This window comes from Streptomyces callyspongiae, assembly GCF_047200695.1.
Lineage (GTDB): Bacteria > Actinomycetota > Actinomycetes > Streptomycetales > Streptomycetaceae > Streptomyces.
The window spans coordinates 69806-95687 of sequence record NZ_JBJZOM010000006.1; the positions used below are offsets into that span (position 1 = coordinate 69806).

The following is a 25882-nucleotide window of genomic DNA, read 5'->3' on the forward strand; positions in this document are numbered from 1 at the left end:
TTCTCGGTCCGGGTGGGCGGTGTCAGCGGGCGGCTGCGGCCCCGGCGAGCACCTCGGCGGCGGCACGTGCGCAGACCCGGGCCGCTCCATGGGTGGCGAGGTGCAACGCGCCGTCCGGCAGCGCGGCGGGGACACCCATCTCGACGACGACCGTGTCGGGCCGCGCGGCCCGCAGCGCCGCCTGCGCCCCGGCCATCCAGGGGTGCCGGTGGAGGTCCCGCACCACGGCGACGATCCTGCGTCCCGACGCCGCACGGAGGATCTCCTCCACGACGGCGCGGGACCCCTCCGACTCCAGCAGGCCCCTGTCGTACGCCGCGGTCGTGGTGCCCGGCAGCAGCCTCCGGAGCTCCGCGACGAGCCCCCAGGGCGTTTCGCTGCCGACGGCGGGAGTGGCCACGGGGGTGAACGCGGCGACGAACGGGGGCGAGGCGAACGGAAGACCGTCGGTGTCGCCGGTGACCTGCAGGGCACGCCGGGCCGCCCGCAGGCCGACCTCCTCCGCGGCTTCTGCGGCCGGGGCGGTGCCGGCGGTACCGTCCCCGGGTGCCGCCCGCCTGCGGCCGCGCGCCGTCCGTTCCGCGAGGGCACGCACCCGTCCGGCCGCGTCCGCCAGCCGCTCCCGGGGGAGTTCGCCGTCGTGGACGGCACGCACCAGCGCGTCGCGGAGCCGGACCACCGTCGTCCCGTCGGCGAGTCCGCCGCCGACGCAGACGGCGTCGGCACCGGCGGCGAGGGCGAGCACACTGCCCCGCTCGATCCCCCAGGTGTCGGCCACGGCTGCCATCTCCATGCCGTCGGTGACGACGAGTCCCCGGAATCCGAGGCCGCCCCGGTCCGCGGGGGCGCGGAGCAGACCGGTGAGTACGGCGGGGCTGAGGGTGGCGGGACGTTCGGGGTCGAGGGCGGTGAGCCGGATGTGGGCGCTCATCACACAGCTGACGCCGGCTTCCACGGCCGCCCGGAACGGCACCAGTTCTCTGGCGCGCAGCGTGGCGGCGTCGACGTCGACCCGGGGCAGGGCGTGGTGCGAGTCGACGGAGGTGTCGCCGTGCCCGGGGAAATGCTTGACGCAGGCGGCGACGCCCGCGTCCTGCAGTCCGCGGACGTAGGCCGCGGTGTGCCGGGCGACCAGGTGCGGGTCGTCGCCGAAGGAGCGCACGCCGATGACCGGGTTGCGCGGGTCGGAGTTGACGTCGGCGGACGGGGCCCAGTCCAGGTCGACGCCGCAGGACGCCAGGCGCTGTCCGAGCGCGTGGGCGACCTCCCGGGTGAGTGCGACGTCGTCGACCGCGCCGAGCGCGTGGTTCCCGGGAAAGGAGGAGCCGGTCCGTGCTTCGAGCCGGGTGACGTCGCCGCCCTCCTCGTCCACGGCGACGAGGACGTCGGGGCGTACGGCGCGGAGCTCTCCGGTGAGGTCGGCGAGCTGGGCGGGCGACTCGATGTTCCGTGCGAACAGTCCCACCGCGCACAGGCCTTCGCGAAGCCGCCGCAGGAGCCACGCGGGGGCACGGGTCCCGGTGAAGCCGGGCTGGAGGACGGCCAGGGCGTCCCGGGCGAGAGCGGCGTCCCGCGGCGGCAGCGTCGTCATGGCCGGTTCCCCGGGCGCGAGCCTGTCACGCCGGCCTCCTCCCTCGGGACTCGTGATGGTATAGACCAGTACCGGGCAGCCTGGCCCTCCCCCCTCGGAGGTGTCAACGACCCGCAGGGCCCGCCACCGGTTCCGTTACCGGAAAGACATCCGGTCAGGTGAGGTCCCGCGGGGCGATCGCGTGCCACGATGTGATCCGCCACGGAGACGGAGGAGCCGGTGACGAACGCCGCGAAGAACGGGAGCGGGAACGGCGGGGGAACGACGCGCACCACGCGGGTGCCGAAGTACTACCGGCTGAAGCGCCACTTGCTGGACATGACCGAGACGCTTCCGCCAGGCACCGCCGTCCCCCCGGAACGCGCGCTCGCCACCGAGTTCGACACCTCCCGCACCACCGTGCGCCAGGCGCTGCAGGAGCTGGTGGTCGAGGGGCGGCTGGAGCGGATCCAGGGCAAGGGCACCTTCGTGGCGAAACCCAAGGTCTCCCAGGCTCTCCAACTCACCTCCTACACCGAGGACATGCGGGCGCAGGGTCTCGAGCCCACCTCCCACCTGCTGGACATCGGGTACATCACGGCCGACGACCGGCTCGCCGGGCTCCTCGACATTCCCTCCGGCGGCCGGGTGCTGCGGATCGAACGGCTGCGGCTCGCCAGCGGCGAGCCGATGGCGATCGAAACCACCCACCTGTCGCAGAAGAGATTCCCCGCGCTGCGGCGCAGTCTGGTGAAGTACGCCTCCCTCTACACGGCGCTCGCGGAGGTGTACGACGTGCACCTGGCGGCGGCCGAGGAGACGATCGAGACCTCGCTGGCGACCCCGCGCGAGGCGGGACTGCTCGCCACCGACGTGGGCCTGCCGATGCTCATGCTCTCCCGGCACTCGCTCGACACCTCCGGCGAACCGGTGGAATGGGTGCGCTCGGTGTACCGGGGCGACCGCTACAAGTTCGTCGCGAACCTTCGACGCCCCCGGCACTGAACACGCACCCCAGCGCCGCCACCTGCCGGAACGTGCACCCGGCGCGGCAGAGTTGTCCGGTCCGTTATCCGAGAGGGTAGTGACGGGGGACGGCGGCCGTGGCTAGATTCCTGCGCACCGAACAGGAGATCACTTCAGCCATGGACGGAGCACCACCCATGCCACCACCCCCGAGTGCCCGCAACGTCCCCACCCTCACGCCTGCGCGCGCAGGGGCCGCCGTCTGCCTCTTCGTCCCGTTCGTCGCGATGCTCTGGGTCGGCTCCTACGACCGGGTCGAACCCACCTTCATCGGGCTTCCGTTCTTCTACTGGTACCAGATGCTCTGGGTTCCGCTGGCCACCGCCCTGACCTGCACGGCCTACGTGCTGGTGCGGCGCGACAACGCCGCGCGCGCCGCGGCCCGGTCCGCGGAAAGGGGTGACGAGGCGTGAACGAGGGCATCAACGTCGTCGCACTCACCGTCTTCACGTTCTTCTTCGCGCTGGTGACGGTGATGGGCTTCCTCGCCGCACGCTGGCGCAAGGCCGCGGAGGCGAACAACCTGGACGAATGGGGCCTGGGCGGCCGCAGTTTCGGCACCTGGATCACCTGGTTCCTGCTGGGAGGCGACCTCTACACCGCCTACACCTTCGTCGCCGTCCCTGCCCTGATCTACTCGGCGGGCGCGGTGGGCTTCTTCGCGGTGCCGTACACCATCCTGGTCTACCCGCTGATCTTCCTCTTCCTGCCGCGTCTCTGGTCGGTCTCCCACCGGCACGGGTACGTCACGACCTCCGACTTCGTGAAGGGCCGCTTCGGCTCCCGGGGCCTCTCCCTGGCGGTGGCGCTGACCGGCATTCTCGCGACCATGCCGTACATCGCGCTGCAGCTGGTCGGCATCCAGGCGGTCCTGGACGTGATGGGCATCGGCGGCGGCGCCTCGACGCACTGGTTCGTCAAGGACCTTCCGCTGCTCATCGCGTTCGGTGTCCTCGCCGCCTACACCTACTCCTCCGGGCTGCGGGCGCCCGCACTGATCGCCTTCGTCAAGGACGCGCTGATCTACATCGTGATCGCCGTGGCGATCATCTACATCCCCGTCGAGCTGGGCGGTTTCGACGAGATCTTCGCGAGCGCCGGCAAGTCGCTCGCCGACTCGGGCGGCGAGCTGATCACGGGCGCGGACGGCCACTGGGCGTACGCGACCCTGGCGCTGGGCTCGGCCCTCGCGCTGTTCATGTACCCGCACGCGATCACGGCGACGCTGTCCAGCCGCAGCCGTGAGGTGATCCGGCGCAACACCACGATCCTGCCCCTGTACTCGCTGATGCTCGGCCTGCTCGCACTGCTCGGCTTCATGGGCATCGCGGCCGGCATCTCGCTGGACAACCCGCAGCTGGTGGTGCCACAGCTGTTCGAGAACATGTTCCCCTCGTGGTTCGCGGGTGTGGCCTTCGCCGCCATCGGCATCGGCGCGCTCGTACCGGCGGCAATCATGTCGATCGCGGCGGCCAACCTCTTCACCCGCAACGTCTACCGCGACTTCCTCAAGCCGAACGCCACTCCGGAGCAGGAGACGAAGGTCTCCAAGGTCACCTCGCTGCTGGTCAAGGTGGGCGCCCTGCTGTTCGTCCTGACCCTGGACAAGACCGCGGCCCTCAACTTCCAGTTGCTGGGCGGCATCTGGATCGCACAGACCTTCCCGTCGCTGGTGGGCGGCCTGTTCACCCGCTGGTTCCACCGCTGGGCGCTGCTCGGCGGCTGGCTGGCCGGCATGGCGTACGGCACCGTCGCGGCCTACAACGTCTCCACTCCGACGCAGCCCCACTTCGGCGGCAGCATCACCACGATCCCGGCGATCGGTGAACTCGGGTACATCGGCCTCACGGCGCTCGTGATCAACGCCCTGGTGACGGTCGTACTCACCCTGGTGCTGCGCGCGGTGAAGGCCCCGGACGGCCACGACGAGACCCAGCCGTCCGACTACCGGGCGGACTCCGGCGACGAAGGCGTCCAGGAGGAACTGCCCTCCCCCGCTGGAGCGCACTGACCGCGCCCGCACCCACCGCACAGCACGCCACCGGCCCCTTGAGGTCGGTGGCGTGCTGCATGCTGGGGCGATGGACGTGACGATCAGAACCGCCCGGGAGCGGGAATTCGAGGAGATCGGTGACCTGACGGCCCGGGCCTACCTGGACGACGGTCTGCTGACCGGCGGCGCCGAGGACCCGTACCTGGACTCCCTGCGCGACGTGAGGGGCAGGGCCGCCTCCACGGAGGTGCTGGTGGCCGTCGATCCCGCGCAGACCTCGCTGCTGGGCGCCGTGGCCTTCGTGGGGGACGGCGGGGAGTTCGCCGAACTCGCCGGGCCCGGCGAGGCGGAGTTCCGCATGCTGGCGGTGGCACCGCCGGGACGGCGCCGCGGCGTCGGCGAGGCACTGGTCCGAACCTGCCTGGACCGGGCGCGGACCCGGGGCCTGCGGCGCGTCGTACTGTCGAGCCTGCCGGAGATGACCGCGGCCCACCGGCTCTACCGGCGGCTCGGCTTCACACGCGCACCGGAGCGCGACTGGTGGCCGCTCCCGACCGTGGAACTGTGGGCCTTCACTCTCGACCTCTCCGGCTGAGCAGGGACCCGCGGCAGCCCCCAGGAGCCCGCGTACGGCCCTCCGGCACCGGCAGACACCCTCCACTGACGACCCCCTCGACACACAAGATGTGGGGTCGCTCTCCGAGGGCGCCACAACATGTATGCTCGTGCTCGCCGTCGTTGCAGGGGAACCCGGTGCGAACCCGGGACTGTCCCGCAACGGTGTGCGGCGTGCCGCCGTGCCTGCGTGCAGGCAGCGGCACGCAGCGAGTCCGAGCACCTGCCGACGGTTCCGTACACGTCCGCGCCCCGTGGGATGGGCCGGTGGACGCGGGTGACGCCTGCTCGGACTCGGGTGCCGCCTCCGCCGCCGTGCTCCCCCGCGCCCCGCGAAGCGAGGGAGAGCACCACATCGTGACCACCGCACCCGCGGCCGAGGCCGACACCGCGCCCGCCCCGGTCGACCAGGTGTCCGCAGCCGACGAACTCGCCGTGCTGGAACGGCTGCTGGCCGAGCTCACCACCGACCTGCCGGGGACCGGTCCCGCCCGGATCGTGGATGCGGTCCGGCGGGGACGGCACCCCGGCTCCACGCCCGACGACCTGCGGTCCCTCGCGATCGAGGCGGCGGCCGGGCTCATCGGTGAGGAGCCGGCACATGGCCGGCTCGCCGCCCGGCTGCTGACGCTGGCGGTCCAGGACGAGGCGGCCGGCCAGGGCGCGTCGCGCTTCTCGGAGTCGGTCGCCGTCGGCCACCGGGAAGGCCTGATCGCCGACGGGACCGCCGCGTTCGTGGCTGCTCACCGCGAACGGCTGGACGCGCTGGTGGCCGCGGCCGTAGCCGAGGGAGCGGACGACCGCTTCGGATACTTCGGCCTTCGCACGGTGCACTCCCGCTACCTGCTGCGGCACCCGACGACGCGCCGGGTGATCGAGACACCCCAGCACTTCCTGCTGCGCGTCGCCTGCGGACTCGCCGCCGGCACCGACGAGCAGGCACTCGCCGAAGTCGCCGACTTCTACCGGCTGATGGCCTCGCTCGCCTACCTGCCCTCCTCCCCCACCCTGTTCAACTCCGGCACCCGCCACCCGCAGATGTCGTCCTGCTACCTGCTGGACTCCCCCCAGGACGAACTCGACTCCCTCTACGAGCGCTACCACCAGATCGCCCGACTCTCCAAGCACGCAGGCGGCATCGGCCTCTCCTGGTCCCGGGTCCGCGCCCGCGGTTCGCTGATCCGCGGCACCAACGGGCACAGCAACGGCATCGTGCCGTTCCTCCGCACCCTCGACTCCTCCGTGGCCGCGGTGAACCAGGGCGGGCGCCGCAAGGGCGCCGCCTGCGTCTACCTGGAGACCTGGCACGCCGACCTGGAGGAATTCCTGGAACTGCGGGACAACACCGGCGAGGAGGCGCGCCGCACCCACAACCTCAACCTCGCCCACTGGATCCCCGACGAGTTCATGCGCCGCGTCGAGGCGGACGCCGACTGGTCGCTGTTCTCCCCCGCCGACACTCCCGAACTGGTCGACCTGTGGGGCGAGGACTTCGACACCGCCTACCGCCGCGCCGAAGCCGAGGGCAAGGCCGTCAGGAGTGTGCCCGCCCGGCAGCTCTACGGCCGCATGATGCGCACCCTCGCACAGACCGGCAACGGCTGGATGACCTTCAAGGACGCCGCCAACCGCACCGCCAACCAGACCGCGGACCCCGGCCGCACGGTGCACTCCTCCAACCTCTGCACCGAGATCCTGGAGGTGACCGACGACGACGAGACCGCCGTGTGCAACCTGGGTTCGGTCAACGTCGCCGCCCACCTCGGCGAGGACGGGCAGCTGGACTGGGAACGGCTCGACGCGACCGTGCGCACCGCCGTGACCTTCCTGGACCGGGTGGTCGACGTGAACTTCTACCCGACGTCGCAGGCATCGGCCTCCAACTCACGCTGGCGGCCTGTCGGACTCGGACTGATGGGACTGCAGGACGTCTTCTTCCGGCTGCGGCTGCCGTTCGACTCCCCGGAGGCACGACGGCTGTCCACCCGCATCTCGGAACGCATCATGCTCGCCGCGTACGGGACCAGCGCCGAACTGGCCGAACGCGAAGGCCCGCTGCCCGCCTGGTCGGCCACCCGAACCGCGCGCGGGGTGCTGCACCCGGACCACTACCCGGAGGCCGAACCCGCCTGGCCGGAGCGCTGGTCGGCGCTCCGGGAGCGGATCGCCGCGACCGGGCTGCGCAACTCCCTGCTGCTCGCCGTCGCCCCGACCGCCACCATCGCCGCCATCGCGGGCGTCTACGAGTGCATCGAACCCCAGGTCTCCAACCTCTTCAAGCGCGAGACGCTCAGCGGGGAGTTCCTCCAGGTGAACACCTACCTGGTGGAGGAGCTGAAACGCCTCGGACGGTGGGACGAACGCACCCGGGAGGCGCTCCGCGAAGCGAACGGCAGTGTGCAGGAACTCGACGGCCTCCCCGACGAGGTGCGGCACCTGTTCCGGACGGCGTGGGAGATCCCCCAGCGCGCGCTGATCGACATGGCGGCCGGCCGAACGCCGTACCTGGACCAGAGCCAGTCGCTGAACCTGTTCATGGCCGCTCCCACCATCGGGAAGCTCAGCTCGATGTACGCCTACGCGTGGAAGCGCGGGCTGAAAACGACCTACTACCTGCGGTCGCGCCCGGCGACCCGGATCGCGCGTGCCGCGGGAGCCACGGCCGCCGGCCCCACCGCCGGGCCGGACCGGAGCGGCGGAGACGCCGTCGCCTGCTCCCTGGAGAACCCCGAGACCTGCGAGGCCTGCCAGTGACCACCTCACCCGACACCGGCGCCGGAACCGGACGTGCGAAGAACCTGCTCGATCCCGGCTTCGAACTGACCCTGCGCCCCATGCGCTACCCGGAGTTCTACGACCGATACCGGGACGCCATCAAGAACACCTGGACCGTGGAGGAGGTCGACCTCCACTCCGACGTCGCCGACCTGGACAAGCTCTCGCCCGGCGAACAGCACATGATCAGCCGTCTGGTGGCCTTCTTCGCCACCGGCGACTCGATCGTGGCGAACAACCTCGTACTCAGCCTCTACAAGCACATCAACTCGCCCGAGGCGCGGCTCTATCTCTCGCGCCAGCTCTTCGAGGAGGCCGTGCACGTCCAGTTCTACCTGACCCTGCTGGACACCTACCTGCCCGATCCGCAGGAGCGCGCGGAAGCCTTCGCCGCGGTGGAGAACATCCCGTCGATCCGGGAGAAGGCGCAGTTCTGCTTCCGCTGGATGGCGGCCCTCGAAGAAGGAGAGGGCGCAGAGCGGATCGAACGCCTGGAGACGCGGGAGGACCGTCGGCGCTTCCTGCTGAACCTCATCTGCTTCGCCGCCTGCATCGAGGGGCTGTTCTTCTACGGCGCCTTCGCCTACGTCTACTGGTTCCGCTCGCGCGGCCTGCTGCACGGGCTGGCGACCGGCACCAACTGGGTGTTCCGCGACGAGTCGATGCACATGTCGTTCGCGTTCGACGTGGTGGACACCGTGCGCGAGGAGGAGCCCGAACTCTTCGACGACGCGCTGGAGAAGCAGGTCACCGACATGCTGGACGAGGCCGTCGCCGCCGAGTTGCAGTTCGCACGCGACCTGTGCGGCGACGGTCTGCCCGGCATGAACACCGAATCCATGCGGCAGTACCTGGAAGCCGTGGCCGACCAGCGGCTGGTCCGCCTGGGGTTCCCGGTCCGCTACGGCTCCCGGAACCCGTTCTCCTTCATGGAACTGCAGAACGTCCAGGAGCTGACGAACTTCTTCGAACGGCGCGCCTCGGCCTACCAGGTCGCCGTCGAGGGGTCGGTCTCCTTCGACGACGACTTCTGACCGCATCACGTCCCGGTGCCGCCCCGCTTCCGCGGGTGGGCACCGGGACGGCGGGTGTCAGTCGTTGGGGACGGTCTCGTAGCGCGGCGTGCCCTCGGCCATCTGCTTCAGGACGTGCTTGCGCTCCCGCTTGGAGAGCCGGTCGATGTACAGGTAGCCGTTGAGATGGTCGGTCTCGTGCTGGAGACAGCGGGCGAAGTAGCCGGTGCCGCGCACCCGGATCGGCCTGCCGTCGGCGTCCTGCCCCCGCACCACGGCGACGTCCGGGCGGGCGAGGGACTCGTAGGCGGTCGGCACCGACAGGCAGCCCTCGTTGGAGTCGTCCAGCCGGCGCTCCGCGGCCGGCAGCTCCTCGAGCACGGGGTTGACCACGACGCCCACGTGCCGGACACCGTCGTCGTCCGGGCAGTCGTAGACGAAGACCTTCGCGTCCACGCCGATCTGGTTGGCGGCGAGCCCGACGCCCTCCGCCGCGCGCTGGCTGGCGAACATGTCGTCGATCAACGCCGCCAGCTCGTCGCCGAACTCGGTGACCTCCTTGCACTCCCGGTGCAGGACCGGGTTGCCCACCACCGTGATCGGGCGGACGGTGCCCCGCGCGCAGTGCGCCTGCTCACGCTCCGCACAGTCCTCGGTGTCGACCGCGAACTCCTCGGCCGCCTCCGGCCGGGTCTCCTGCTGCTGCGACATCTGCGCCGTACGCCTTCCTCAACGTCTTCCGGACCTCGCGCGAGCCCGTCCCGCGCGACCGTCGCACGGATCCGCCCTACAGGGTACGGGTCCCGGCCGACCGCGGGGGCCGGGCCGGAGCAGCGCCCCGTTCAGCAGACCTCTTCCAGGTCCCGCCAGTCACGGGTCTGCGGGCTGTCGGCGACCCAGCCGTCGAGCAGGCCGCGCACCAGGCCGGGCGGAGCGGCGATGCCGCATTCGCGCTCCGGCACCCACAGCTCCCCGGGCCCTCCCGCCGTCATGTGGCCCAGCGGGCCGGGGTGGCCGGGCGAACTGCTGTCGTGCGGGTCGAGGTGGGCGCTGCCGTCCCCCTCGTCGCTGGGCATGCTGTCCTCGGAGCAGGAGCGGCACAGCAGACGCACGGAGGACGACCAGTCCTCGGCGGCGAAACCGGCGTCGGCGGCCAGCCGTTCCAGAGCGTCGCGGTCGTCCTCGGTGGCGGCGTCCAGCAGCACCACCCAGGTGGGGACCGGCGAGGGCGCCCACAGTTCGATCTCGTCGAAGACGGGGTACGCGGCCCCGGCCTCGGTGGTGCGCTCGCCGTGCGGCACACCGTCGTGCAGCACAACCTCACCCCACCGGCGCCCCGACGAGGGAAGCGGGATGCTCTGGACCTCCAGCCGGGCCGGGTCGACCCGGCGGCCCCACACCACCTCGGCCTCCCCCTCGGGAGAGAGCCGGACGGCGGCGCTGCCGAGCCGCATGCCCGTCGGTTCGCCGACAGCGGCCGCCCCCAGGGCGTCGCCCGGCACCCGCAGACCGAACGCCTGCCAGGCCCGGCGCGCCAACGGCCAGTCCTGCAGGGCGGTGGCGGCGATGCCGACGTTCCACCAGTCGGGCGCTCCGGCGTCGCGGTCCAGCAGCGCGACGGCCCGCAGGCCGGCGGAGCGCGCCTGCTCCCAGTCGTGCCGGAACTTGTGCAGCAGTGCGAGGTTGAACCAGGACTCGGAGAGCCACGGCTCCAAATCTGCGGCACGGGTGAGCAGAGCGCCCGCGTCCTCGTAGCGCCCGTCGCCGATGAGCGTGAAGGCACGGTCGGTCGCCTGCCGCCACGAGGCGGAGGGCCGGTGCCGCTCCTTGCCGAAGATCCTCACGATGTGCCGCCTGACTCCCGCCTGTCGCTTGCGTACGCGCGTCGTGCGTCGCGGGGCCTGCCGTGGAAGCGGTTCCCCTCTCGCATCCAACCATGCCCGCCGGGGTGCGCGCTCACTACCCGAACGAGGAGGCAACCGGGTCCGTGTTCCCGTCGGCCACCACCCGGGCCAGCGCCTCCACCACCCGAGGGTCGTACTCCTGCGCCCCGCCCAGCCGCATCCGCTCCAGCACCCGCAACGGCCCGGAGGCGGAGTGCTGGGCGGCGGCCAGCTCCTCGTAGGCGTTGGCGACCCGCACGACACGTGCTGTGAGCGGCTGTTCACGCCACGGATCGGCCTGTCGTTCCACCACCAGGGCGACTTCGGCGGGGACGCCCGTCTGCCGGACCACCGCTCCGCCGAGCAGGGCGATGCGGCGCCGCTCGCTCTCCTCCAGTTGCTCGGTGGCGCCTCCGGCGAGCGGGTCCACCAGTGAGAGCTGCCCGATGTCGTGCATCAGGGCCGCGTACTCCAGCACGGTGAGTTCGGGCTCCGCCAGCCGGAGTTCGCGTGCCATCGCCCGGCTGAGTGCGGCCACGCGGCGGGCGTGGCCGTGCGGGGTGCAGCCGGCCACCTCGGTCGCCCGGGCCAGCGAGGCGATGGTCTGCCGGTAGGTGGCGCGCACGTGGGCGTAGCGGCGCAGGGCGAACTGCACGAGCAGCAGGGGCCCCCAGCAGAGCGGGAGGGCGCGCAGGCCGAGCCCGCCGACCGCGAGTGCCAGCACCGCTCCGGTGGCGGCGAGCGCGGGCACCACGCCGAACACGGCGCGCAGCCGGTCGCGGAGCTGCGGAGCGAACGCCCACCCGTGGCGGGCGGAGGCGAGGACGGCGCCCACCACCGCGTCGCACCCGGCGCTCAGGCCGAGCACCGTGATCATGAGGAGGACGTGCAGCGGTCCGGAGGGCCCCGTGGCGTCCACCACGGCGTGCAGGGGCTGGAAGCAGGCGGCGGCGAACGCGACGGTCAGCAGGCGGCGGACGTAGCGGTCCGCGCCGGGCGGTGGCCCGCGGTGCAGGTGCGGCAGCATGCCGAGGAGGGTGGCCGCGACCGTGACGGCCACCACCTGGAGCACTCCGTGGCCGGCCCTGCTGCCGCCGATCTCGCCGAGCAGGGCGTAGCCGAGGGCAGCGGACACGGCCAGCGGGCCGACCGGGTGGTTGCTGCCGGGCAGCCGGACGCGGACCGTCTCGCCGACGGCGACGAGGAGTCCGAAGGAGACCGCGGCCGCCGGCTGGTCGACGCCGCGCACCGCGGTGGCGGCCAGGGCGGTGGCCGCGAGGACGGCCGCCGCGGCGTGCACGACCGCCGCCCCGCGGCTCGTACGGCTCCGGCGGTCCCGTGCGTGTCCGCTCACCCGGGCCCCCGCTGTGTGGAGCCGTGGTTCCCGCGGACGTCCGGCCGGCCGGGGTCCGGCGGCCGCGGTGCGGGCACCCCCTCCGGCGGGGTCGCCGGCTCCGACCGGGTGCGGACGGCCGCGCGGTGCCGTCCTCCCGCGGTACGGCGCCCTGTGCGCGGCGGGGGCACACCGTGGCGGCGCGACGCGGTACGGCCCGCGTCGTGGGGGCGGCCGCCGGTACGCGGCACGGCGGGGACCGGCTGCGGGGAGGCGTCGTCGCCGGGCGGGTCGGCGGTCGCCGCCGGGGACCAGCCGTGGCGTTCCAGCGCGCGGACCAGGGCGGAGACCATGCGGGGGTCGAAGTGGGTGCCGGCGCAGCGTTCCAGCTCCGTCAGGGCGTCCGGCACCGGCCTGGCCCGGCTGTAGCTGCGGTGCGAGGTCATGGCGTCGAAGGCGTCGGCGACCGCCACCAGGCGGGCGGGTTCGGGGATCTGCTCGCCGGCGAGGCCGTAGGGGTAGCCCGTGCCGTCCAGCCGCTCGTGGTGGTGGAGGATCGCCGACCGGGCCTCGCCGAGGAAGCGGATGCCCCGGACCATCTCGTGGCCGTACTCCGGGTGGAGTTCGAGGACGCTGCGCTCCAGCGGGCTCAGCGGCCCGGCCTTGCGCAGCAGCCTGGTGGGTACGCCCAGCTTGCCGACGTCGTGCAGGATGCCGGCGAAGCGCAGCGTCTCGGTGCGGGCGCCGTCCATGCCGAGCTCCCGCGCGATCATGGCGGACGCGCGGCCCACGCGTTCGCCGTGGCCGCGGGTGTAGCGGTCCTTGATGTCCACGGCCTGGACGAGCGCGCGGACGGTCGCGTGGTGCGCGGTGCGCTCCCGCTGGTACGCGGCGAACGTCCAGCAGCACAGGGCCATCGGCAGGAGGACCGGGAGCGCGGCGGCCGGTCCGAGGGTGCTGCGCCACAGCAGGGCCATCAGCAGCGCCGCGGGCGCCTGCACCAGGTGCACGGTCGTCACCGGCAGGAAGCGCCCGCGCCAGGCGGCGCGCGGGGCGCACCGCTCCGCGGCGACGAGGATCGCCCCGTCGAGGGCGGTGAGTACCAGGCAGTGGGTGAGGACCGACAGGGCGGCGGGCAGCAGGGCGCCGGGCAGTCCGGCCGCCGCCACCGGACCGTTCCCCGGCGGGCCGGGCAGCAGCAGGGCGGGGGCGAGGGCGCCGGCGTAGGCCGCGAGCGCCGGCCGGACGACACGCCAGAGGCGGCGGGCGCCAGGGTGCCGTGCGGGGACCCGGCCGACCGCCGCACCGGCCAACGGCACCAGGGCGGCGGCCCCGGGAGGCAGCAGCAGGACCGCCGCCAGCAGCAGCGTCCCGCAGACCTCGGGCGGCGCCTCGTCCTCCGCGCCGCGCCGCGGCTCGGCGCCGGGACGCAGTCGTGCGACCAGGCGGCAGCGCGGCAGCGCCTCGGCAAGTGTGTACAGGGCGGCGAGCACCAGCACCGTGGCCCACGGCACCCCGGCGGGCCGGAGGAGGGAGGGCAGGGTGCAGCCGGCGGCCGCGAGTGCGGCGAGTCCGACGAGTGCCCCTGCGGACGCGGGCAGTCCGGTGCCCCGTGCTCCCATGCGGCGCCTCCTCCCCTACGGCACAGGTACGGGAGAATAGGCACGTCGCGACGGTTCGGGGGGAGAGTTGCGGCGGATTGCCCCGACCCCCCGGCCAAGCCCCACCCGTTCGGGTGAAGAGCGGCGGAAAAGGGGAGTCACGGGCCGCGGAGGGTGGGCCGGCATCGGCCCGCGGGTGCCGGGGCTCAGCCCGCGGTGCCGCCCTCGGCTCCGGAGCCGGTCCCGGTGCCGGCCTCACCGGCACGGATCACCTCGATGCGCCCCATCACCTTGGCCCGGAGGCCGGTCGGCACGTCGTCGTGGCCGCAGCAGCGCTTGACGAGCTTCTTGACCTCCTGCTCCAGGCCGTACTTCTCGAGGCAGGGGTGGCACTCGTCGAAGTGGACCCGGAACTTCTCGCGGTCGCCCTCGGGCATCTCCTTGTCGAGATACTCGTAGAGGTGGTCCAGGATCTCGGAGCAGTCCGTCTCGTGAGGCTCTCCGCAACTCATGAGCCCGAGCCCTTCCCGTCGTGCGACGCGTCCGTACCGGCACCGGCCGGGAGGAGACCGCGCTCCTGCGCGTAGTCCTCGAGCATTCCGCGCAGCTGACGCCGTCCGCGGTGCAGCCGGGACATGACGGTGCCGATGGGTGTCCCCATGATGTCCGCGATCTCCTTGTAGGCAAACCCCTCGACATCGGCCAGGTACACCGCGATGCGGAACTCCTCCGGAATGTCCTGCAGCGCCTGCTTGACGTCCGAGTCCGGCAGGTGGTCGAGGGCCTGTGCCTCGGCCGAGCGGAGGCCGGTGGACATGTGGGACTCGGCACGGGCGAGCTGCCAGTCCTCGATCTCCTCGGCCGCGCTGCGCTGCGGCTCGCGCTGCTTCTTGCGGTAGGAGTTGATGAAGGTGTTGGTCAGGATCCGGTACAGCCACGCCTTGAGGTTGGTGCCCTCGCGGAACTGGTGGAACGACGCGTACGCCTTCGCGTAGGTCTCCTGCACCAGGTCCTCGGCGTCGGCCGGGTTCCGCGTCATGCGCAGGCCCGCCGAGTACATCTGGTCCAGGAACTGCAGGGCATCGCGCTCGAAGCGCTCGCTGCGCTCCTCCACGGTCTCCTCCCGTGGGGCAGCCGACCGCTGTGAGGCGCTGCGTGTGCTGTGCGTGCCGTCGCCGGTTCCGGTGACCGGACCCACCTCCTCCGTCGTTCCTCCGGGGCCGGGCGTGTACCCGTCCGAACCGGAGAATAGACGACGATCCGATCCCCGCGCCGCCGGAGTCGCGGAGCCACCGGCCAGCGCAAGCGTGGCCCAGTCCACCTCGACGGCCTGGGGACGCTGCGGGCAAGCGACAGAACCCATGAGGGCGGCTTCCTTTCGACGTGACGTACACAGTGGTGTATCGAACATCGGTACGACGGCTTTCCCGCCGCACCCCTGCCAACACGCGCGCAGCCGCGCGCATTCCCTACCCGAGCCACTCCCGCACGGCCTCGCCGAGCGAGCGCAGGGCCTCCTCCTGCGGGACGGCGCCCTTCCTGGGCACGGCGAAGCCGTGGTCGCCGCCGGGCACCTCGACCAGGCGCGTGCCCGCGGGGAACTCCTCGGGCCGCCCGAACGGGTCCCGTGCACCCTGGACGACGAGGGTGGGGACCCCGGCACCCGTCAGCTCGTCCGCCCGGGACTTCTCCGGCTTCCCCGGCGGGTGGAGCGGGAAGGACAGGGCCAGGACCGCTTCGGCACCGAGGGACGCGGCCGTCCGGCAGGCGACGCGGGCCCCGGCGCTCCGGCCGCCCGCGACGACGGGCAGTCCCGGTTCCGCGAGGGCGGGCCAGAGCGCCTCCCACGCCGTGTCCAGCGTCCGGGGCGCCGGGGCGATCTTCCGGCCGGCGACGCGCCAGGGCTGCTCGACCAGGGCGACCGTGGTGCCCGCCGCGGGCAGGATCTCCGCGAGGGTCCGCAGGTCCCGGGCCTCGATCCCGCCGCCGGCACCGTGGCCGAGGGCGAGGACGCGGCGCGGTGCCGCCGCGGAGTGCCAGGTGATACGGGCGTCCCCGGCGGGTGTCGGGACGCGGTGCGAAGTGTGGTTCATGGGGCACCATCCTTCCCCGGATCCGCAGGGGCGTGAGGACGGAGGCGCCCACCGGCGCGCCGTGCGCCTCCCGGCCACCGCGGCCCGGCGCGGTCAGAACAGCGTGGGTTCTGTGTGGGCTTCGATCTCGGTGACGAGCTCCGGCCCGTTGTTCCGCACGTTGCTGACGTCCGTGGAGACGGGGTGGGCACGGAACGAACCCGGCGGAGGCGGTGCGAGCAGGGTCCGCAGGTCCGTCGGATCGGTACGCGCCGGGTCCAGCCAGGCGTCCCACCGGTCGGGCTGCAGCATCAGCGGCATCCGGGGGTGGATGTCCGCGAGGGACTGCGGGCCCGCGGCGTCCGCCTCTCCCGTCGCGCCCGCGAGGAGCGAGGTCTCGGCCGCGGTGGTCACCACCGTGCAGGTCACCCACCATGCCCGCGGGTCCCCGTCGGGACGCGTGCGGTCCCGCCAGAACTCGTACAGCCCGGCCATCGCCATGACGCCGCCGTCCGCGGGGGTGACGAAGTACGGCTGTTTCCGCGGCCGCTTCCGCCTGCCCTCCTGTTCCAGGTCGAGTTCTCGATCCCCGGTGACCCACTCGAAGTAGCCGTCGGCGGGCAGCAGGCAGCGGCGTGCCGCGAAGGGCTTCCGGTACGCGGCCTTCTCGTGCACCGTCTCGGCCCGGGCGTTGATCATCCTGGCGCCCATCTCCGGTGACTTCGCCCACCCGGGCACCAGCCCCCAGCGCACGGTGCGCAGCTGCCGGACCGGCTCCGGATCGCCGCTCCCCTTCTCGGGCCGGTCCAGCACCGCGTACACGCTCTTGGTCGGGGCGACGTTCCAGTCCGGCTCCAGGGCCTCCTCCGGGTCCCACTTCCGCACCTCGAACAGGTCGACGAGATCCTCGGGGCTCCGGCTGGCCGCGTACCGTCCGCACATGGGTGCAAGACTGCCACGGCACGCCCGCAGGACGCCGGGCCCGTGCGCAGAAACTCCAGGGGAGGACCGGAGGAGCATGGACACCACCACCGTCGCCGCGCTCGGGGACCGGGTTCTCGGCACACAGCCGGACCCGTCGCTGTGGGTCGTACTCGCCACGGCGGCGGCCGCGCTCGCGGTGACCGCGCCCCACCGAATATGGCGGCTGTCACGGAACGCGATCACGATCGCGCACGAGGGCGGGCACGGCCTCACGGCGCTGCTCACCGGGCGCCGCCTGGACGGGATCCGGCTCCACTCGGACACCTCGGGGCTCACGGTCTCCCGCGGCAAGCCGCACGGCGTCGGCATGGTGCTCACCGCGGCGGCGGGGTACACCGCTCCCCCGCTGCTCGGGCTCGGCGGCGCATGGCTCCTGGCGGACCACCGCATCACGCTCCTGCTGTGGGGTGCGACGCTGCTGCTCATCGCCATGCTCGTGATGATCCGGAACGCGTACGGCGTGCTCACCGTCGTCGTCACGGGCGGGGCGTTCCTCCTGGTGTCCTGGCTCACCGGGCCGCAGGTGCAGGCCGCCTTCGCCTACGGGGTGGTGTGGTTCCTGCTGCTGGGTGGTGTGCGCCCGGTGTTCGAACTCCAGGGCAAGCGCCGTCGCGGCGGGGCCCCGGACTCGGACGCGGACCAGCTCTCCCGGCTCACGCACGTGCCGGCCCCCCTCTGGCTGCTGCTGTTCCACGCCGTCTCGCTGTGTGCGCTCGCGGGCGGCGGACGCTGGCTGCTCGACCTCTGAGACGCCCCGGATCTGGCCGAGGCGGTCCTGCCGCGACCGCCTAGAGTGAAGGTCATGACCGAGACCACCGGCCGCTCCGACGCGGACTCCGCCCTCTGGCCCGCCCCTCCCGCCGCGGCTCCCGTGGACGCGACCGTGACCGTGCCCGGTTCGAAATCGGTCACCAACCGCGGCCTGGTGCTGGCCGCTCTCGCCTCCGAGCCGGGATGGCTGCGCCGCCCGCTGCGCTCGCGCGACACCGACCTGATGGCCGCGGCCCTGCGCGCGATGGGCACGGAGATCGAGGAGACCACGCCGTCCGGCTCCTCGGCGGTCCCCGGCACCGCGGGAACCGGGGAGGTCTGGCGGATCGTCCCGGCGGGCCTCCACGGGCCGACCGCGGTGGACGTCGGCAACGCCGGCACGGTGATGCGTTTCCTGCCTCCCGTCGCGACGCTCGCCGACGGCCCGGTCCGGTTCGACGGCGACCCCCGGTCCCACGAGCGTCCGCTGCACGGCGTGATCGACGCGCTGCGCGCCCTCGGCGCCCGCATCGAGGACGACGGGCGCGGTGCGCTGCCGCTGACCGTGCACGGCACCGGCTCGCTGGACGGCGGCACGGTGGAGATCGACGCCTCCTCCTCCAGCCAGTTCGTGAGCGCCCTGCTGCTGTCGGGTGCGCGTTTCAACCAGGGCGTCGAGGTCCGGCACGTCGGGGACCGGCTGCCCTCGATGCCGCACATCAGGATGACGGTCGAGATGGCCCGTGCCGCCGGGGCGCAGGTCGACGCGCCGGAGGACGGCGGCGAGCCGCACGTGTGGCGGGTGCGGCCGGGGGCGCTGCTGGGTCGCGACCTGGTCGTGGAGCCCGATCTTTCCAACGCGCAGCCGTTCCTGGCGGCCGCACTGGTCACGGGTGGCCGCGTCACCGTTCCGGACTGGCCGCGCCGCACCACCCAGGCGGGGGACGCACTGCGGGAGATCTTCACAGCGATGGGCGGCTCCTGCGAGCTCGACGACCGCGGCCTGACGCTCACCGGCAGCGGCCGCGTCCACGGCATCGACATCGATCTGGGGGAGGTCGGCGAGCTGACCCCGGGAGTCGCGGCGGTGGCGGCACTGGCCGACTCCGAGTCGGTGCTGCGTGGCGTGGCGCACCTGCGCCTGCACGAGACGGACCGGCTGGCGGCCCTGGCCCGCGAGCTGGGGCGGCTGGGCACCGATGTGACCGAGACCGAGGACGGGCTGCGCATCCGGCCACGGCCGATGCGCGCGGGAGTGTTCCGCACCTACGACGACCACCGGCTGGCGACGGCCGGCGCGGTCCTCGGACTGGCCGTGGAAGGCGTGCGGGTGGAGAACATGGCGACCACCGGGAAGACGCTCCCCGACTTCCCGGAGCTGTGGCTCGGGATGCTCGGCGGGTCGCGCACCGCCGGCACGACGGCGTAGAGGGCGAGGGGCCATGCGCCGCTACGGCAAGCACACCGACGAGGACGATGTCCGCGTGCGGCCCGGGCGCCGCGGCAGCCGTCCGCGCACCCACCGCCGCCCCAAGCACGAGGACGCGGTGGAGGGCTTCGTGCTCACGGTCGACCGCGGCCGGCTCACGGTCCTGGTGGACGGGCGCACGGTCACCGCGATGAAGGCCCGGGAGCTGGGCCGCAAGGGCGTCGTGGTGGGCGACCGCGTGGCCGTCGTCGGCGACCTCTCGGGGGCGAAGGACACGCTCGCGCGGATCGTCCGGGTGGAGAAGCGTGCGTCGGTGCTGCGGCGCACCGCGGACGACGACGACCCGTACGAGCGGGTGGTGGTCGCCAACGCGGACCAGCTCGCGATCGTCACCGCGCTGGCGGACCCCGAGCCCCGTCCCCGTCTCATCGACCGCTGCCTGGTCGCCGCGTACGACGCGGGCCTGGACCCTCTCCTGGTGCTCACCAAATCGGACCTGGCCCCGGCCGAGCCGCTGCTGGAGACGTACGCACCGCTGGGCCTGCGGTACGTGGTGAGCAACCGCGAGGAGCTGCTGGGCGGTGACGCCGCCGAACGGGTCCGCGACCTGCTGTACGGCAGGAGCACCGCGTTCGTCGGGCACAGCGGTGTGGGGAAGACGACGCTGGTCAACGCGCTGGTGCCGCAGCGGCAGCGCGCGACGGGCGACGTGAACGCGGTGACCGGCCGCGGCCGCCACACCACCACCTCGGCGCTGGCCCTGCCGCTCCCGCGCCGCGGCGGCAGCGGGTCCGGCGACGGTCCGGGGGACGGTTGGGTGATCGACACACCGGGCGTCCGGTCCTTCGGCCTGCACCACGTGGACCCGGGGCGGGTCATCCACGCCTTCCCCGACCTGGAGCCGGGCACCGCGGAGTGCCCGCGCGCCTGCAGCCACGACGAGCCGGACTGCGCGCTGGACGCCTGGGTGGGCGAGGGGCACGCGGACCCCGCCAGGCTGCTGTCGTTGCGGCGGCTGCTGGCCACCCGCGACCCGCGCGAGGGGGACTGACCGCCCGCGCGCAGAAGTGCCCCGGCGTCCCACCGTCCGTCCGGAGAACGGACTGCGGCACCGCGCCGGTTGTCGCGCTCCCCCGGACGGCCATGCTCGTGTGGCCGGTCCGCGGGGCGGCCGATACTGTTCGCACATGCCGGACTACCACGATGATCTGCGTCTCGCCCACGTCCTGGCCGACGCCGCCGACGCCACGACCATGGAGAGGTTCAAGGCCCTCGACCTCGAGGTGGAGACCAAGCCGGACATGACGCCGGTCACCGAGGCGGACAAGGCCACCGAGGAACTCATCCGCACCTCGCTGCAACGGGCCCGGCCGCGGGATGCCGTGGTGGGTGAGGAGTTCGGCACCGAGGGACACGGAGTGCGGCGCTGGATCATCGATCCGATCGACGGCACCAAGAACTACGTGCGCGGCGTCCCGGTGTGGGCCACGCTGATCGCCCTGACCGAGTTCACCGAGGAGGGCGACCGCCCGGTGGTGGGTCTCGTGTCCGCGCCGGCGCTCCACCGGCGGTGGTGGGCGGTGCGCGGGGGCGGCGCCTACACCGGACGCAGCCTGGCGCAGGCCTCGCGGCTGCGGGTCTCGCAGGTCAACCGGATCGCGGACGCCTCGTTCGCCTACTCCTCGCTGTCCGGCTGGGAGGAGCGCGGCATGTTCGACGGCTTCCTGGATCTGGCGCGCTCGTGCTGGCGGACGCGGGCGTACGGCGATTTCTGGCCGTACATGATGGTCGCCGAGGGTTCGGTGGACATCTGCGCCGAGCCGGAGCTGTCGCTGTGGGACATGGCGGCGAACGCCGTGATCGTCGAGGAGGCCGGTGGCCGTTTCACCGGGCTGGACGGCAAGCCCGGTCCGCACAGCGGCAACGCGGCGGCGTCGAACGGGCTGCTGCACGAGGAGCTGCTGCGGTCCCTGACCGCCTGAGTCGAGCCGTGGTTCCCTGACCGCCTGAGTCGAGCGGTGGGCTGTGCCGGACGGGGCTTCCCGCTCCGGCGCTTCCGCTCCATCCCTTGTCGCGGCCGCCGGCGCGTGTGAGCATGAGAACTCGAGAGCTTGTGCCCTTGTGAAAGCCTTCGCAAGGTGCCCCGCGACCCGAGAGGGGCTCACCTCATGACCACCCTCGTCCAGGACGCCATGAGCACGCTGATCCTCACCATCGGCCCCACCCACTCGCTGCGACAGGCGGCCGAGCTGATGTCGGCTCGCCGGGTCGGCGCCGCCGTCGTCCTCGATCCGGACGACACCGGCATCGGCATCCTCACCGAACGGGACGTCCTCAACTCCGTCGGCGCGGGGCAGGACCCCGACCGGGAACTCGCGCAGGAGCACACGACCACCGACGTGGTCTTCGCCCGTCCGCAGTGGACGCTGCACGAGGCCGCTCGGGCCATGGCGCGCGGCGGATTCCGCCACCTCGTCGTGCTCGACGATCACGAACCCGTGGGCGTGGTGTCGGTCCGGGACATCGTCCGGTGCTGGTCGGGCATTCCCGACCAGCACGACGTGACCGTACCCGGCTGAGAAGCCTTCGGGCCCGGGCGCCCGGTCGGGCGTCCGGGCCCGAAGGACCGGAGGGTCAGCCGCGCAGCGCCTGGACCGCGGCCTCGAGCCGCTTGCCGTACTCCGGGTCCGCCTTGCGGAAGTTCTCGATGGCCCGCTCGGCGATGTGGTCGTGGGTGATGCCCGCCATGGCACCGGCGAGGTTGCTGATGAGCCGCTCCCGCTCCTCCTCCGACATCTTGCGGTAGAGGTTGCCCGCCTGAACGAAGTCGTCGTCCTCGGCGTGGGCCGGGGCCTCGATGTCACCGGTGCGGCCGGAGACCTCCACCGGCTGCCAGACCGGCATCTCCGTCTGTGCGGGACCGCCGAAGCTGTTGGGCTCGTAGTTCTTCGCACCGGCGTGCCGGCCGTCGTACAGGAGGCCGTCCCGGTTGTGGTTGCGGACCTCGGCGGCGTGCGGACGGTTCACGGGCAGGTGGTCGGCGTTGATGCCGACGCGGTAGCGGTGCGCGTCGCCGTACGCGAAGAGGCGGCCCTGCAGCATCTTGTCGGGCGAGGGACCGATACCCGGCACGAAGTGGTGCGGGGAGAAGATCGACTGCTCGACCTCCGCGAAGATGTTCTGCGGGTTGCGGTTGAGCTCCAGCCTGCCGATCTCGTGCAGGGGGTAGTCGCCGTGCGGCCAGACCTTGGTCAGGTCGAAGGGGTTGAAGCGGTAGTGCGCCGCGTCGGCCGCGGGCATGATCTGGACGTGGACCGTCCAGCTCGGGAACTCGCCGCGCTCGATCGACTCCCGCAGGTCGCGCTGGTGGCTGTCCGGGTCCTTCCCGGCGAGTTCGTCGGCCTCGTCCTGGGTCAGGCAGGCGATCCCCTGGTCGGTCTTGAAGTGGTACTTGACCCAGAAGACCTCGCCGTCGGCGTTGTTCCACTGGAAGGTGTGCGAGCCGTAACCGTTCATGTGGCGGTACGAGGCGGGGATGCCGCGGTCGCCGAACAGCCACGTGACCTGGTGCGTGGACTCGGGCGAGAGGCCCCAGAAGTCGAAGACGTTGTCCGCCTCCTGGGAACCGGTGTACGGGTCACGCTTCTGGGTGTGGATGAAGTCGGGGAACTTGATGGCGTCCTTGATGAAGAACACCGGGGTGTTGTTGCCGACGAGGTCGTAGTTGCCCTCCTCGGTGTAGAACTTCAGCGCGAAGCCGCGCGGGTCGCGCACCGCGTCCGCCGCACCGAGGTTGCCCGCCACGGTGGAGAACCGCGCGAAGACCTCGGTCTCCTTGCCTACCTCGGAGAGGAAGGCCGCGCGGGTGTAGCGGCTCATGTCCCGGGTGACGGTGAACGTTCCGTAGGCGCCTGCGCCTCGGGCGTGGACGATGCGCTCGGGGATGCGCTCGCGGTTGAAGTGCGCGAGCTTCTCCAGCAGGTGCTGGTCCTGCACCAGCACCGGGCCGCCCACGCCCGCGGTCTGGCTGTTCTGGTTGTCAGCGACGGGTGCGCCGGCCTCCGTCGTGAGCGGGCCGCTGGGCTTGTTCTTCGTGGTCACATCCGCCTCCTGGAACTCAGGCCTGTCCTCGGGCAACTGCTCGCCGATCCTACATTGGACATTGTCCAAGTCAAGAAGTTGCCGAAAGCCGTACCCGATCTGGTCATGGAACGGGACGCTGCTAGGCTTGTCCCCATGAGTGACCTTCTGCAGCGACTCCGCGAGCGCGGCTGGCGGCTCACCGCACAGCGGCGGGTCGTCGCCGAAGTCCTGGACGGCGACCACGTCCACTACACCGCCGACGAGGTGCACTCGCGCGCCACCGACAGGCTGCCCGAGATCGCACGCGCCACGGTGTACAACACGTTGAGCGAGCTCGTGGCACTCGGCGAGGTCATCGAGGTCAGCACGGACGGCCGCGCGAAGCGCTACGACCCGAACGCGCGCCACGCCCACCAGCACCTGGTCTGCTCCGGGTGCGGGGCGATCCGGGACGTCCATCCCACCGGGGACCCGCTCACCTCCCTCCCGGAGGCGGAGCGCTTCGGCTTCACCCTCGCCGGCGCGACGGTGACCTTCCGCGGCCTCTGCCCGGACTGCGCCGCGGCGGCGGCCTGAGAGCCGACCCCTTTGCGCCGGCGCGTCCGCGCGGCGGAGCGCACAGCTCACCCGGAAAAGACGAAAGGTCCCGGATTCGGATGAATCCGGGACCTTTCGATCAGTAGCGGGGACAGGATTTGAACCTGCGACCTCTGGGTTATGAGCCCAGCGAGCTACCGAGCTGCTCCACCCCGCGCCGTTGTGGTGGTAACTCTAGCCCGGAGCCCACGAGCAGCGCAAATCGCTTCCGGCGGGACGACCGCGCGGCACCCTCCCCGCAACGGGGAGGACCGCGCGGACGAGTCCTGGGCACGCACCGGGGCCACCGGTCCGCAGGTCAGGCGGTCAGTTCGTCGGCGAGGGCGCCCGCCAGCCGCGAGGCGCGTTCCGCGACCTCGGCGGGACCGAGCTCCACCGCCCGCGCGCACCAGGTGCGCCCCTCCGCCAGCTCGCCGCGACGTGCCGCCATCAGGGCGAGCCGGAGCGCGGCCCGCCCGTGACCGGCCTCCGCGGCACGGGTCCACCACAGTGCGGCCTCCGGCTCCCCACCCTCGCGGGCGAGCAGCAGCCCCAGGTTGAAGGCGCCGTTCGGGCTTCCCGCCGCGGCGGCCTCGCGGTACCAGCGAGCCGCCTCCACGAGGTCGCCGCGCTCGGCCGCGCACATCCCCAACCGGACCTGCGCCCGGCGGTGCCCCTGCTGGGCGGCGCGCTCGTACCACTCCTCGTGCTCGGGATACCCGGGAACGGCCTCCGTCCGCTCCTGCGGGTCGCCGCGGTCCAGCAGGGAGCCCAACCGGAAGGCCCCTTCGACGCTGCCCCCGCCGGCCGCGCGGCGCAGGTACTGCTCGGCGGCGTGCTCGTCGCCCTCGTTCTGCAGAGCGATGCCGACCTGCAGGGCAGCCTCCGCGTGCCCGGCAGCCGCCGCCTGCTCGTACCAGAGCCGGGCGGCGGCGTCGTTGCCGCGACCGGCGTGGAGGATTCCCAGGTTGAAGGCGGCGTCCACACTGCCCGCCTCGGCCGCCTTCGAGAACCACGGCTCCGCACCGTCCGCGTCACCCCGCTGCAGCAGCAGCACGGCCAGCGCGTTCGCGGCTTCGTGATGCCCCGCGTATGCGGCTCGCCGGTACCACTGCTCCGCCTGGGCCGTGCGGCCCTGCGCGGCGCACAGCAGGCCGAGGTTGAACGCGCCGTTGTCCTCGCCCGCATCGAGCGCGGCACGGTACCAGCGTTCGGCAGCCTGCCGTTCGTTGCGGGAGGCGTGGAGCGCGCCCAGCGCATTGGCCGCGTGCCCGTCGCCCTTCTCGGCGGCGCGCCGCCACCAGACGACGGCGTGCTCCTCGTCCCCCGCGTCGCGGAGCAGGAACCCCAGGGCGCAGGCCGCCCGGGGCTCACCGTCCTTCGCCGAGGACAGGTACCAGCGCCCCGCCTCCTTCCACTCGCCGCGGCTCTCGAGGATCGTGCCCAGACGCAGTGCGGCCTGGCGGTGGCCGCGGGCAGCGGCCTGCCGGTACCACTGCTCCGCCTCGTCGTCCCGGCCCTCCGTCGCCCCGGACTCCACGAGCCGGGCCAGACGGTAGGCCGCCTCCCGGTGCCCCTGCTCGGCAGCAGCGCGGAACCACTGCTCCGCACCCTCCTCGCCCAGGTGATGCAGCAGGTCGGCCAGTGCGTAGGCACCCAGCGCGTGCCCCGATTCCGCGGCCTGGAGCAGCCAGTAGTGCGCGGCCGGCTCGTCGCCCCGCTCCCGGTGGTGACGGCCCAACGCGTGGGCTGCCGCAGCGGATCCGGCGACCGCGGCGACACGCCACCAGCCCGCGGCCTCCTCGGCGTAGCCGCGCTGGTGCAGCAGCACTCCCAGGTTGTTCGCCGCCGCGCGATCACCGGCGGCGGTGGCGGCACGGAGTTTCGGCTCGGCGGCGTCCAGATCCCCCCGGCGCAGCAGCTGCGCCCCCATCACACTCAGTGCGGCGGCGTCCTGGACGCCTCCGCCCCCGGTTCCCGTTTCCACCCCTGCAAGCCTGACGTTGTCCCCCATAAGCCCCATCGTCGCACCACCCGCAACCCGCGTACACCTCAAATACGGCAGCCCGTGAGGTCACTTCAGCGGTTTGTCGACTTCCCGACACGACGACCTCCCAAACTCCGGTCCGGAGAACTCCCCCTCACAAGCGAAGGGCCCGAAGTCGTTGACTCCGGGCCC

23 protein-coding genes, 1 tRNA gene and 1 riboswitch are annotated in these 25882 nt (G+C 72.7%); of the genes, 12 read left to right on the forward strand and 12 right to left on the reverse strand.

Features of this window, described 5'->3' with window-relative positions; translation table 11 throughout:
- Nucleotides 1-22: 22 nt before the first annotated feature.
- Nucleotides 23-1591 carry a glycoside hydrolase family 3 protein gene (locus tag ACL06G_RS07290; protein WP_412784472.1) on the reverse strand — a complete coding sequence of 523 codons (1569 nt, stop codon included), beginning with the start codon at nucleotides 1589-1591 and terminating at the stop codon, nucleotides 23-25.
- A 219-nt stretch (nucleotides 1592-1810) separates the two neighbouring features.
- Here ACL06G_RS07290 and ACL06G_RS07295 point away from each other — a divergent pair, with 219 nt between their 5' ends.
- From ACL06G_RS07295 to ACL06G_RS07320, 6 genes are all read left to right on the forward strand, one after another.
- Entirely contained in the window at nucleotides 1811-2575 is a 765-nt protein-coding gene (locus tag ACL06G_RS07295) for a GntR family transcriptional regulator (protein ID WP_412835599.1), read from the forward strand.
- Nucleotides 2576-2733: 158 nt separating this feature from the next.
- Complete coding sequence (locus ACL06G_RS07300; protein ID WP_412784474.1) at nucleotides 2734-3009, forward strand: DUF3311 domain-containing protein; 276 nt, start codon at nucleotides 2734-2736, stop codon at nucleotides 3007-3009.
- Nucleotides 3006-4607, forward strand: a complete 1602-nt coding sequence (gene mctP / locus ACL06G_RS07305; RefSeq protein ID WP_412784475.1) for a monocarboxylate uptake permease MctP — start codon at nucleotides 3006-3008, stop codon at nucleotides 4605-4607. The genes ACL06G_RS07300 and mctP overlap by 4 nt, the downstream gene beginning before the upstream one ends.
- 70 nt (nucleotides 4608-4677) lie before the next feature.
- Nucleotides 4678-5184, forward strand: coding sequence for a GNAT family N-acetyltransferase (locus ACL06G_RS07310; protein WP_412784476.1), 507 nt, complete (start codon nucleotides 4678-4680; stop codon nucleotides 5182-5184).
- A 121-nt stretch (nucleotides 5185-5305) separates the two neighbouring features.
- Nucleotides 5306-5449: riboswitch (cobalamin riboswitch) on the forward strand.
- A 112-nt stretch (nucleotides 5450-5561) separates the two neighbouring features.
- Nucleotides 5562-7958, forward strand: coding sequence for a ribonucleoside-diphosphate reductase subunit alpha (locus tag ACL06G_RS07315; protein WP_412784477.1), 2397 nt, complete (start codon nucleotides 5562-5564; stop codon nucleotides 7956-7958).
- A gap of 80 nt (nucleotides 7959-8038) precedes the next feature.
- Nucleotides 8039-9013, forward strand: a complete 975-nt coding sequence (locus ACL06G_RS07320; RefSeq protein WP_412784658.1) for a ribonucleotide-diphosphate reductase subunit beta — start codon at nucleotides 8039-8041, stop codon at nucleotides 9011-9013.
- Nucleotides 9014-9070: 57 nt separating this feature from the next.
- On the opposite strand, the gene def is transcribed toward ACL06G_RS07320, so the two are convergent.
- From def to ACL06G_RS07360, 8 genes are all read right to left on the reverse strand, one after another.
- Entirely contained in the window at nucleotides 9071-9703 is a 633-nt protein-coding gene (def, locus tag ACL06G_RS07325) for a peptide deformylase (RefSeq protein WP_412784478.1), read from the reverse strand.
- A 131-nt stretch (nucleotides 9704-9834) separates the two neighbouring features.
- Nucleotides 9835-10836: a tetratricopeptide repeat protein gene (locus ACL06G_RS07330; protein ID WP_412784479.1), complete on the reverse strand. Its 1002-nt coding sequence runs from the start codon at nucleotides 10834-10836 to the stop codon at nucleotides 9835-9837.
- A gap of 115 nt (nucleotides 10837-10951) precedes the next feature.
- Complete coding sequence (locus ACL06G_RS07335) at nucleotides 10952-12229, reverse strand: HD-GYP domain-containing protein (protein WP_412835600.1); 1278 nt, start codon at nucleotides 12227-12229, stop codon at nucleotides 10952-10954.
- The gene (locus ACL06G_RS07340) at nucleotides 12226-13830 is read right to left on the reverse strand and encodes an HD-GYP domain-containing protein (protein ID WP_412784481.1); all 1605 of its coding nucleotides are present in this window, start codon (nucleotides 13828-13830) and stop codon (nucleotides 12226-12228) included. Before ACL06G_RS07340 ends, ACL06G_RS07335 begins: the two co-directional genes overlap by 4 nt.
- Before the next feature lie 185 nt (nucleotides 13831-14015).
- Nucleotides 14016-14321 carry a mycothiol system anti-sigma-R factor gene (rsrA, locus tag ACL06G_RS07345; RefSeq protein ID WP_412784482.1) on the reverse strand — a complete coding sequence of 102 codons (306 nt, stop codon included), beginning with the start codon at nucleotides 14319-14321 and terminating at the stop codon, nucleotides 14016-14018.
- A complete protein-coding gene (locus tag ACL06G_RS07350; RefSeq protein WP_412784659.1) occupies nucleotides 14318-15007 on the reverse strand; it encodes a sigma-70 family RNA polymerase sigma factor in 690 nt (229 codons plus the stop codon). The genes rsrA and ACL06G_RS07350 overlap by 4 nt, the downstream gene beginning before the upstream one ends.
- Before the next feature lie 271 nt (nucleotides 15008-15278).
- Complete coding sequence (locus ACL06G_RS07355; protein ID WP_412784483.1) at nucleotides 15279-15902, reverse strand: alpha/beta hydrolase family protein; 624 nt, start codon at nucleotides 15900-15902, stop codon at nucleotides 15279-15281.
- A 93-nt stretch (nucleotides 15903-15995) separates the two neighbouring features.
- On the reverse strand, nucleotides 15996-16823 hold the full coding sequence (locus ACL06G_RS07360; protein ID WP_412835601.1) for an SOS response-associated peptidase: 828 nt from the start codon (nucleotides 16821-16823) through the stop codon (nucleotides 15996-15998).
- 76 nt (nucleotides 16824-16899) lie between these two features.
- Between ACL06G_RS07360 and ACL06G_RS07365 the strand changes: the two genes are divergently transcribed.
- The 5 genes from ACL06G_RS07365 to ACL06G_RS07385 all read left to right on the forward strand — a co-directional run bounded on the left by ACL06G_RS07365 (nucleotide 16900) and on the right by ACL06G_RS07385 (nucleotide 21623).
- Nucleotides 16900-17613, forward strand: a complete 714-nt coding sequence (locus ACL06G_RS07365) for a M50 family metallopeptidase (protein WP_412835602.1) — start codon at nucleotides 16900-16902, stop codon at nucleotides 17611-17613.
- Nucleotides 17614-17667: 54 nt separating this feature from the next.
- The gene (gene aroA / locus ACL06G_RS07370; protein WP_412784486.1) at nucleotides 17668-19044 is read left to right on the forward strand and encodes a 3-phosphoshikimate 1-carboxyvinyltransferase; all 1377 of its coding nucleotides are present in this window, start codon (nucleotides 17668-17670) and stop codon (nucleotides 19042-19044) included.
- Between the two features lie 13 nt (nucleotides 19045-19057).
- Nucleotides 19058-20095 carry a ribosome small subunit-dependent GTPase A gene (gene rsgA, locus ACL06G_RS07375; RefSeq protein WP_412784487.1) on the forward strand — a complete coding sequence of 346 codons (1038 nt, stop codon included), beginning with the start codon at nucleotides 19058-19060 and terminating at the stop codon, nucleotides 20093-20095.
- A gap of 136 nt (nucleotides 20096-20231) precedes the next feature.
- Nucleotides 20232-21026 (forward strand): histidinol-phosphatase, encoded by a 795-nt coding sequence (gene hisN, locus ACL06G_RS07380; protein ID WP_412784488.1) that lies wholly within the window; start codon nucleotides 20232-20234, stop codon nucleotides 21024-21026.
- Nucleotides 21027-21212: 186 nt separating this feature from the next.
- Nucleotides 21213-21623 (forward strand): CBS domain-containing protein, encoded by a 411-nt coding sequence (locus ACL06G_RS07385; RefSeq protein ID WP_412784489.1) that lies wholly within the window; start codon nucleotides 21213-21215, stop codon nucleotides 21621-21623.
- A 55-nt stretch (nucleotides 21624-21678) separates the two neighbouring features.
- On the opposite strand, the gene ACL06G_RS07390 is transcribed toward ACL06G_RS07385, so the two are convergent.
- Nucleotides 21679-23145, reverse strand: a complete 1467-nt coding sequence (locus ACL06G_RS07390) for a catalase (RefSeq protein ID WP_412784490.1) — start codon at nucleotides 23143-23145, stop codon at nucleotides 21679-21681.
- A gap of 135 nt (nucleotides 23146-23280) precedes the next feature.
- On the opposite strand from ACL06G_RS07390, the gene ACL06G_RS07395 reads away from it, so the two are divergent.
- Complete coding sequence (locus tag ACL06G_RS07395) at nucleotides 23281-23703, forward strand: Fur family transcriptional regulator (protein ID WP_412784491.1); 423 nt, start codon at nucleotides 23281-23283, stop codon at nucleotides 23701-23703.
- A gap of 104 nt (nucleotides 23704-23807) precedes the next feature.
- On the opposite strand, the gene ACL06G_RS07400 is transcribed toward ACL06G_RS07395, so the two are convergent.
- Both ACL06G_RS07400 and ACL06G_RS07405 read right to left on the reverse strand, forming a co-directional pair.
- Nucleotides 23808-23881 (reverse strand) — tRNA-Met (locus ACL06G_RS07400).
- 141 nt (nucleotides 23882-24022) lie between these two features.
- Nucleotides 24023-25717: a tetratricopeptide repeat protein gene (locus ACL06G_RS07405; protein ID WP_412784492.1), complete on the reverse strand. Its 1695-nt coding sequence runs from the start codon at nucleotides 25715-25717 to the stop codon at nucleotides 24023-24025.
- Nucleotides 25718-25882: the final 165 nt, after the last annotated feature.

Coding starts and splice junctions, on each gene's coding strand:
- ACL06G_RS07290 (WP_412784472.1), bottom strand. CDS start 1,591: ATGACGACGCTGCCGCCGCGGGACGCCGCTCTCGCCCGGGACGCCCTG.
- ACL06G_RS07300 (WP_412784474.1), top strand. CDS start 2,734: ATGCCACCACCCCCGAGTGCCCGCAACGTCCCCACCCTCACGCCTGCG.
- ACL06G_RS07310 (WP_412784476.1), top strand. CDS start 4,678: ATGGACGTGACGATCAGAACCGCCCGGGAGCGGGAATTCGAGGAGATC.
- ACL06G_RS07320 (WP_412784658.1), top strand. CDS start 8,039: ATGCGCTACCCGGAGTTCTACGACCGATACCGGGACGCCATCAAGAAC.
- def (WP_412784478.1), bottom strand. CDS start 9,703: ATGTCGCAGCAGCAGGAGACCCGGCCGGAGGCGGCCGAGGAGTTCGCG.
- ACL06G_RS07340 (WP_412784481.1), bottom strand. CDS start 13,830: ATGGGAGCACGGGGCACCGGACTGCCCGCGTCCGCAGGGGCACTCGTC.
- rsrA (WP_412784482.1), bottom strand. CDS start 14,321: ATGAGTTGCGGAGAGCCTCACGAGACGGACTGCTCCGAGATCCTGGAC.
- ACL06G_RS07355 (WP_412784483.1), bottom strand. CDS start 15,902: ATGAACCACACTTCGCACCGCGTCCCGACACCCGCCGGGGACGCCCGT.
- ACL06G_RS07360 (WP_412835601.1), bottom strand. CDS start 16,823: ATGTGCGGACGGTACGCGGCCAGCCGGAGCCCCGAGGATCTCGTCGAC.
- ACL06G_RS07365 (WP_412835602.1), top strand. CDS start 16,900: ATGGACACCACCACCGTCGCCGCGCTCGGGGACCGGGTTCTCGGCACA.
- aroA (WP_412784486.1), top strand. CDS start 17,668: ATGACCGAGACCACCGGCCGCTCCGACGCGGACTCCGCCCTCTGGCCC.
- rsgA (WP_412784487.1), top strand. CDS start 19,058: ATGCGCCGCTACGGCAAGCACACCGACGAGGACGATGTCCGCGTGCGG.
- hisN (WP_412784488.1), top strand. CDS start 20,232: ATGCCGGACTACCACGATGATCTGCGTCTCGCCCACGTCCTGGCCGAC.
- ACL06G_RS07385 (WP_412784489.1), top strand. CDS start 21,213: ATGACCACCCTCGTCCAGGACGCCATGAGCACGCTGATCCTCACCATC.
- ACL06G_RS07395 (WP_412784491.1), top strand. CDS start 23,281: ATGAGTGACCTTCTGCAGCGACTCCGCGAGCGCGGCTGGCGGCTCACC.
- ACL06G_RS07405 (WP_412784492.1), bottom strand. CDS start 25,717: ATGGGGGACAACGTCAGGCTTGCAGGGGTGGAAACGGGAACCGGGGGC.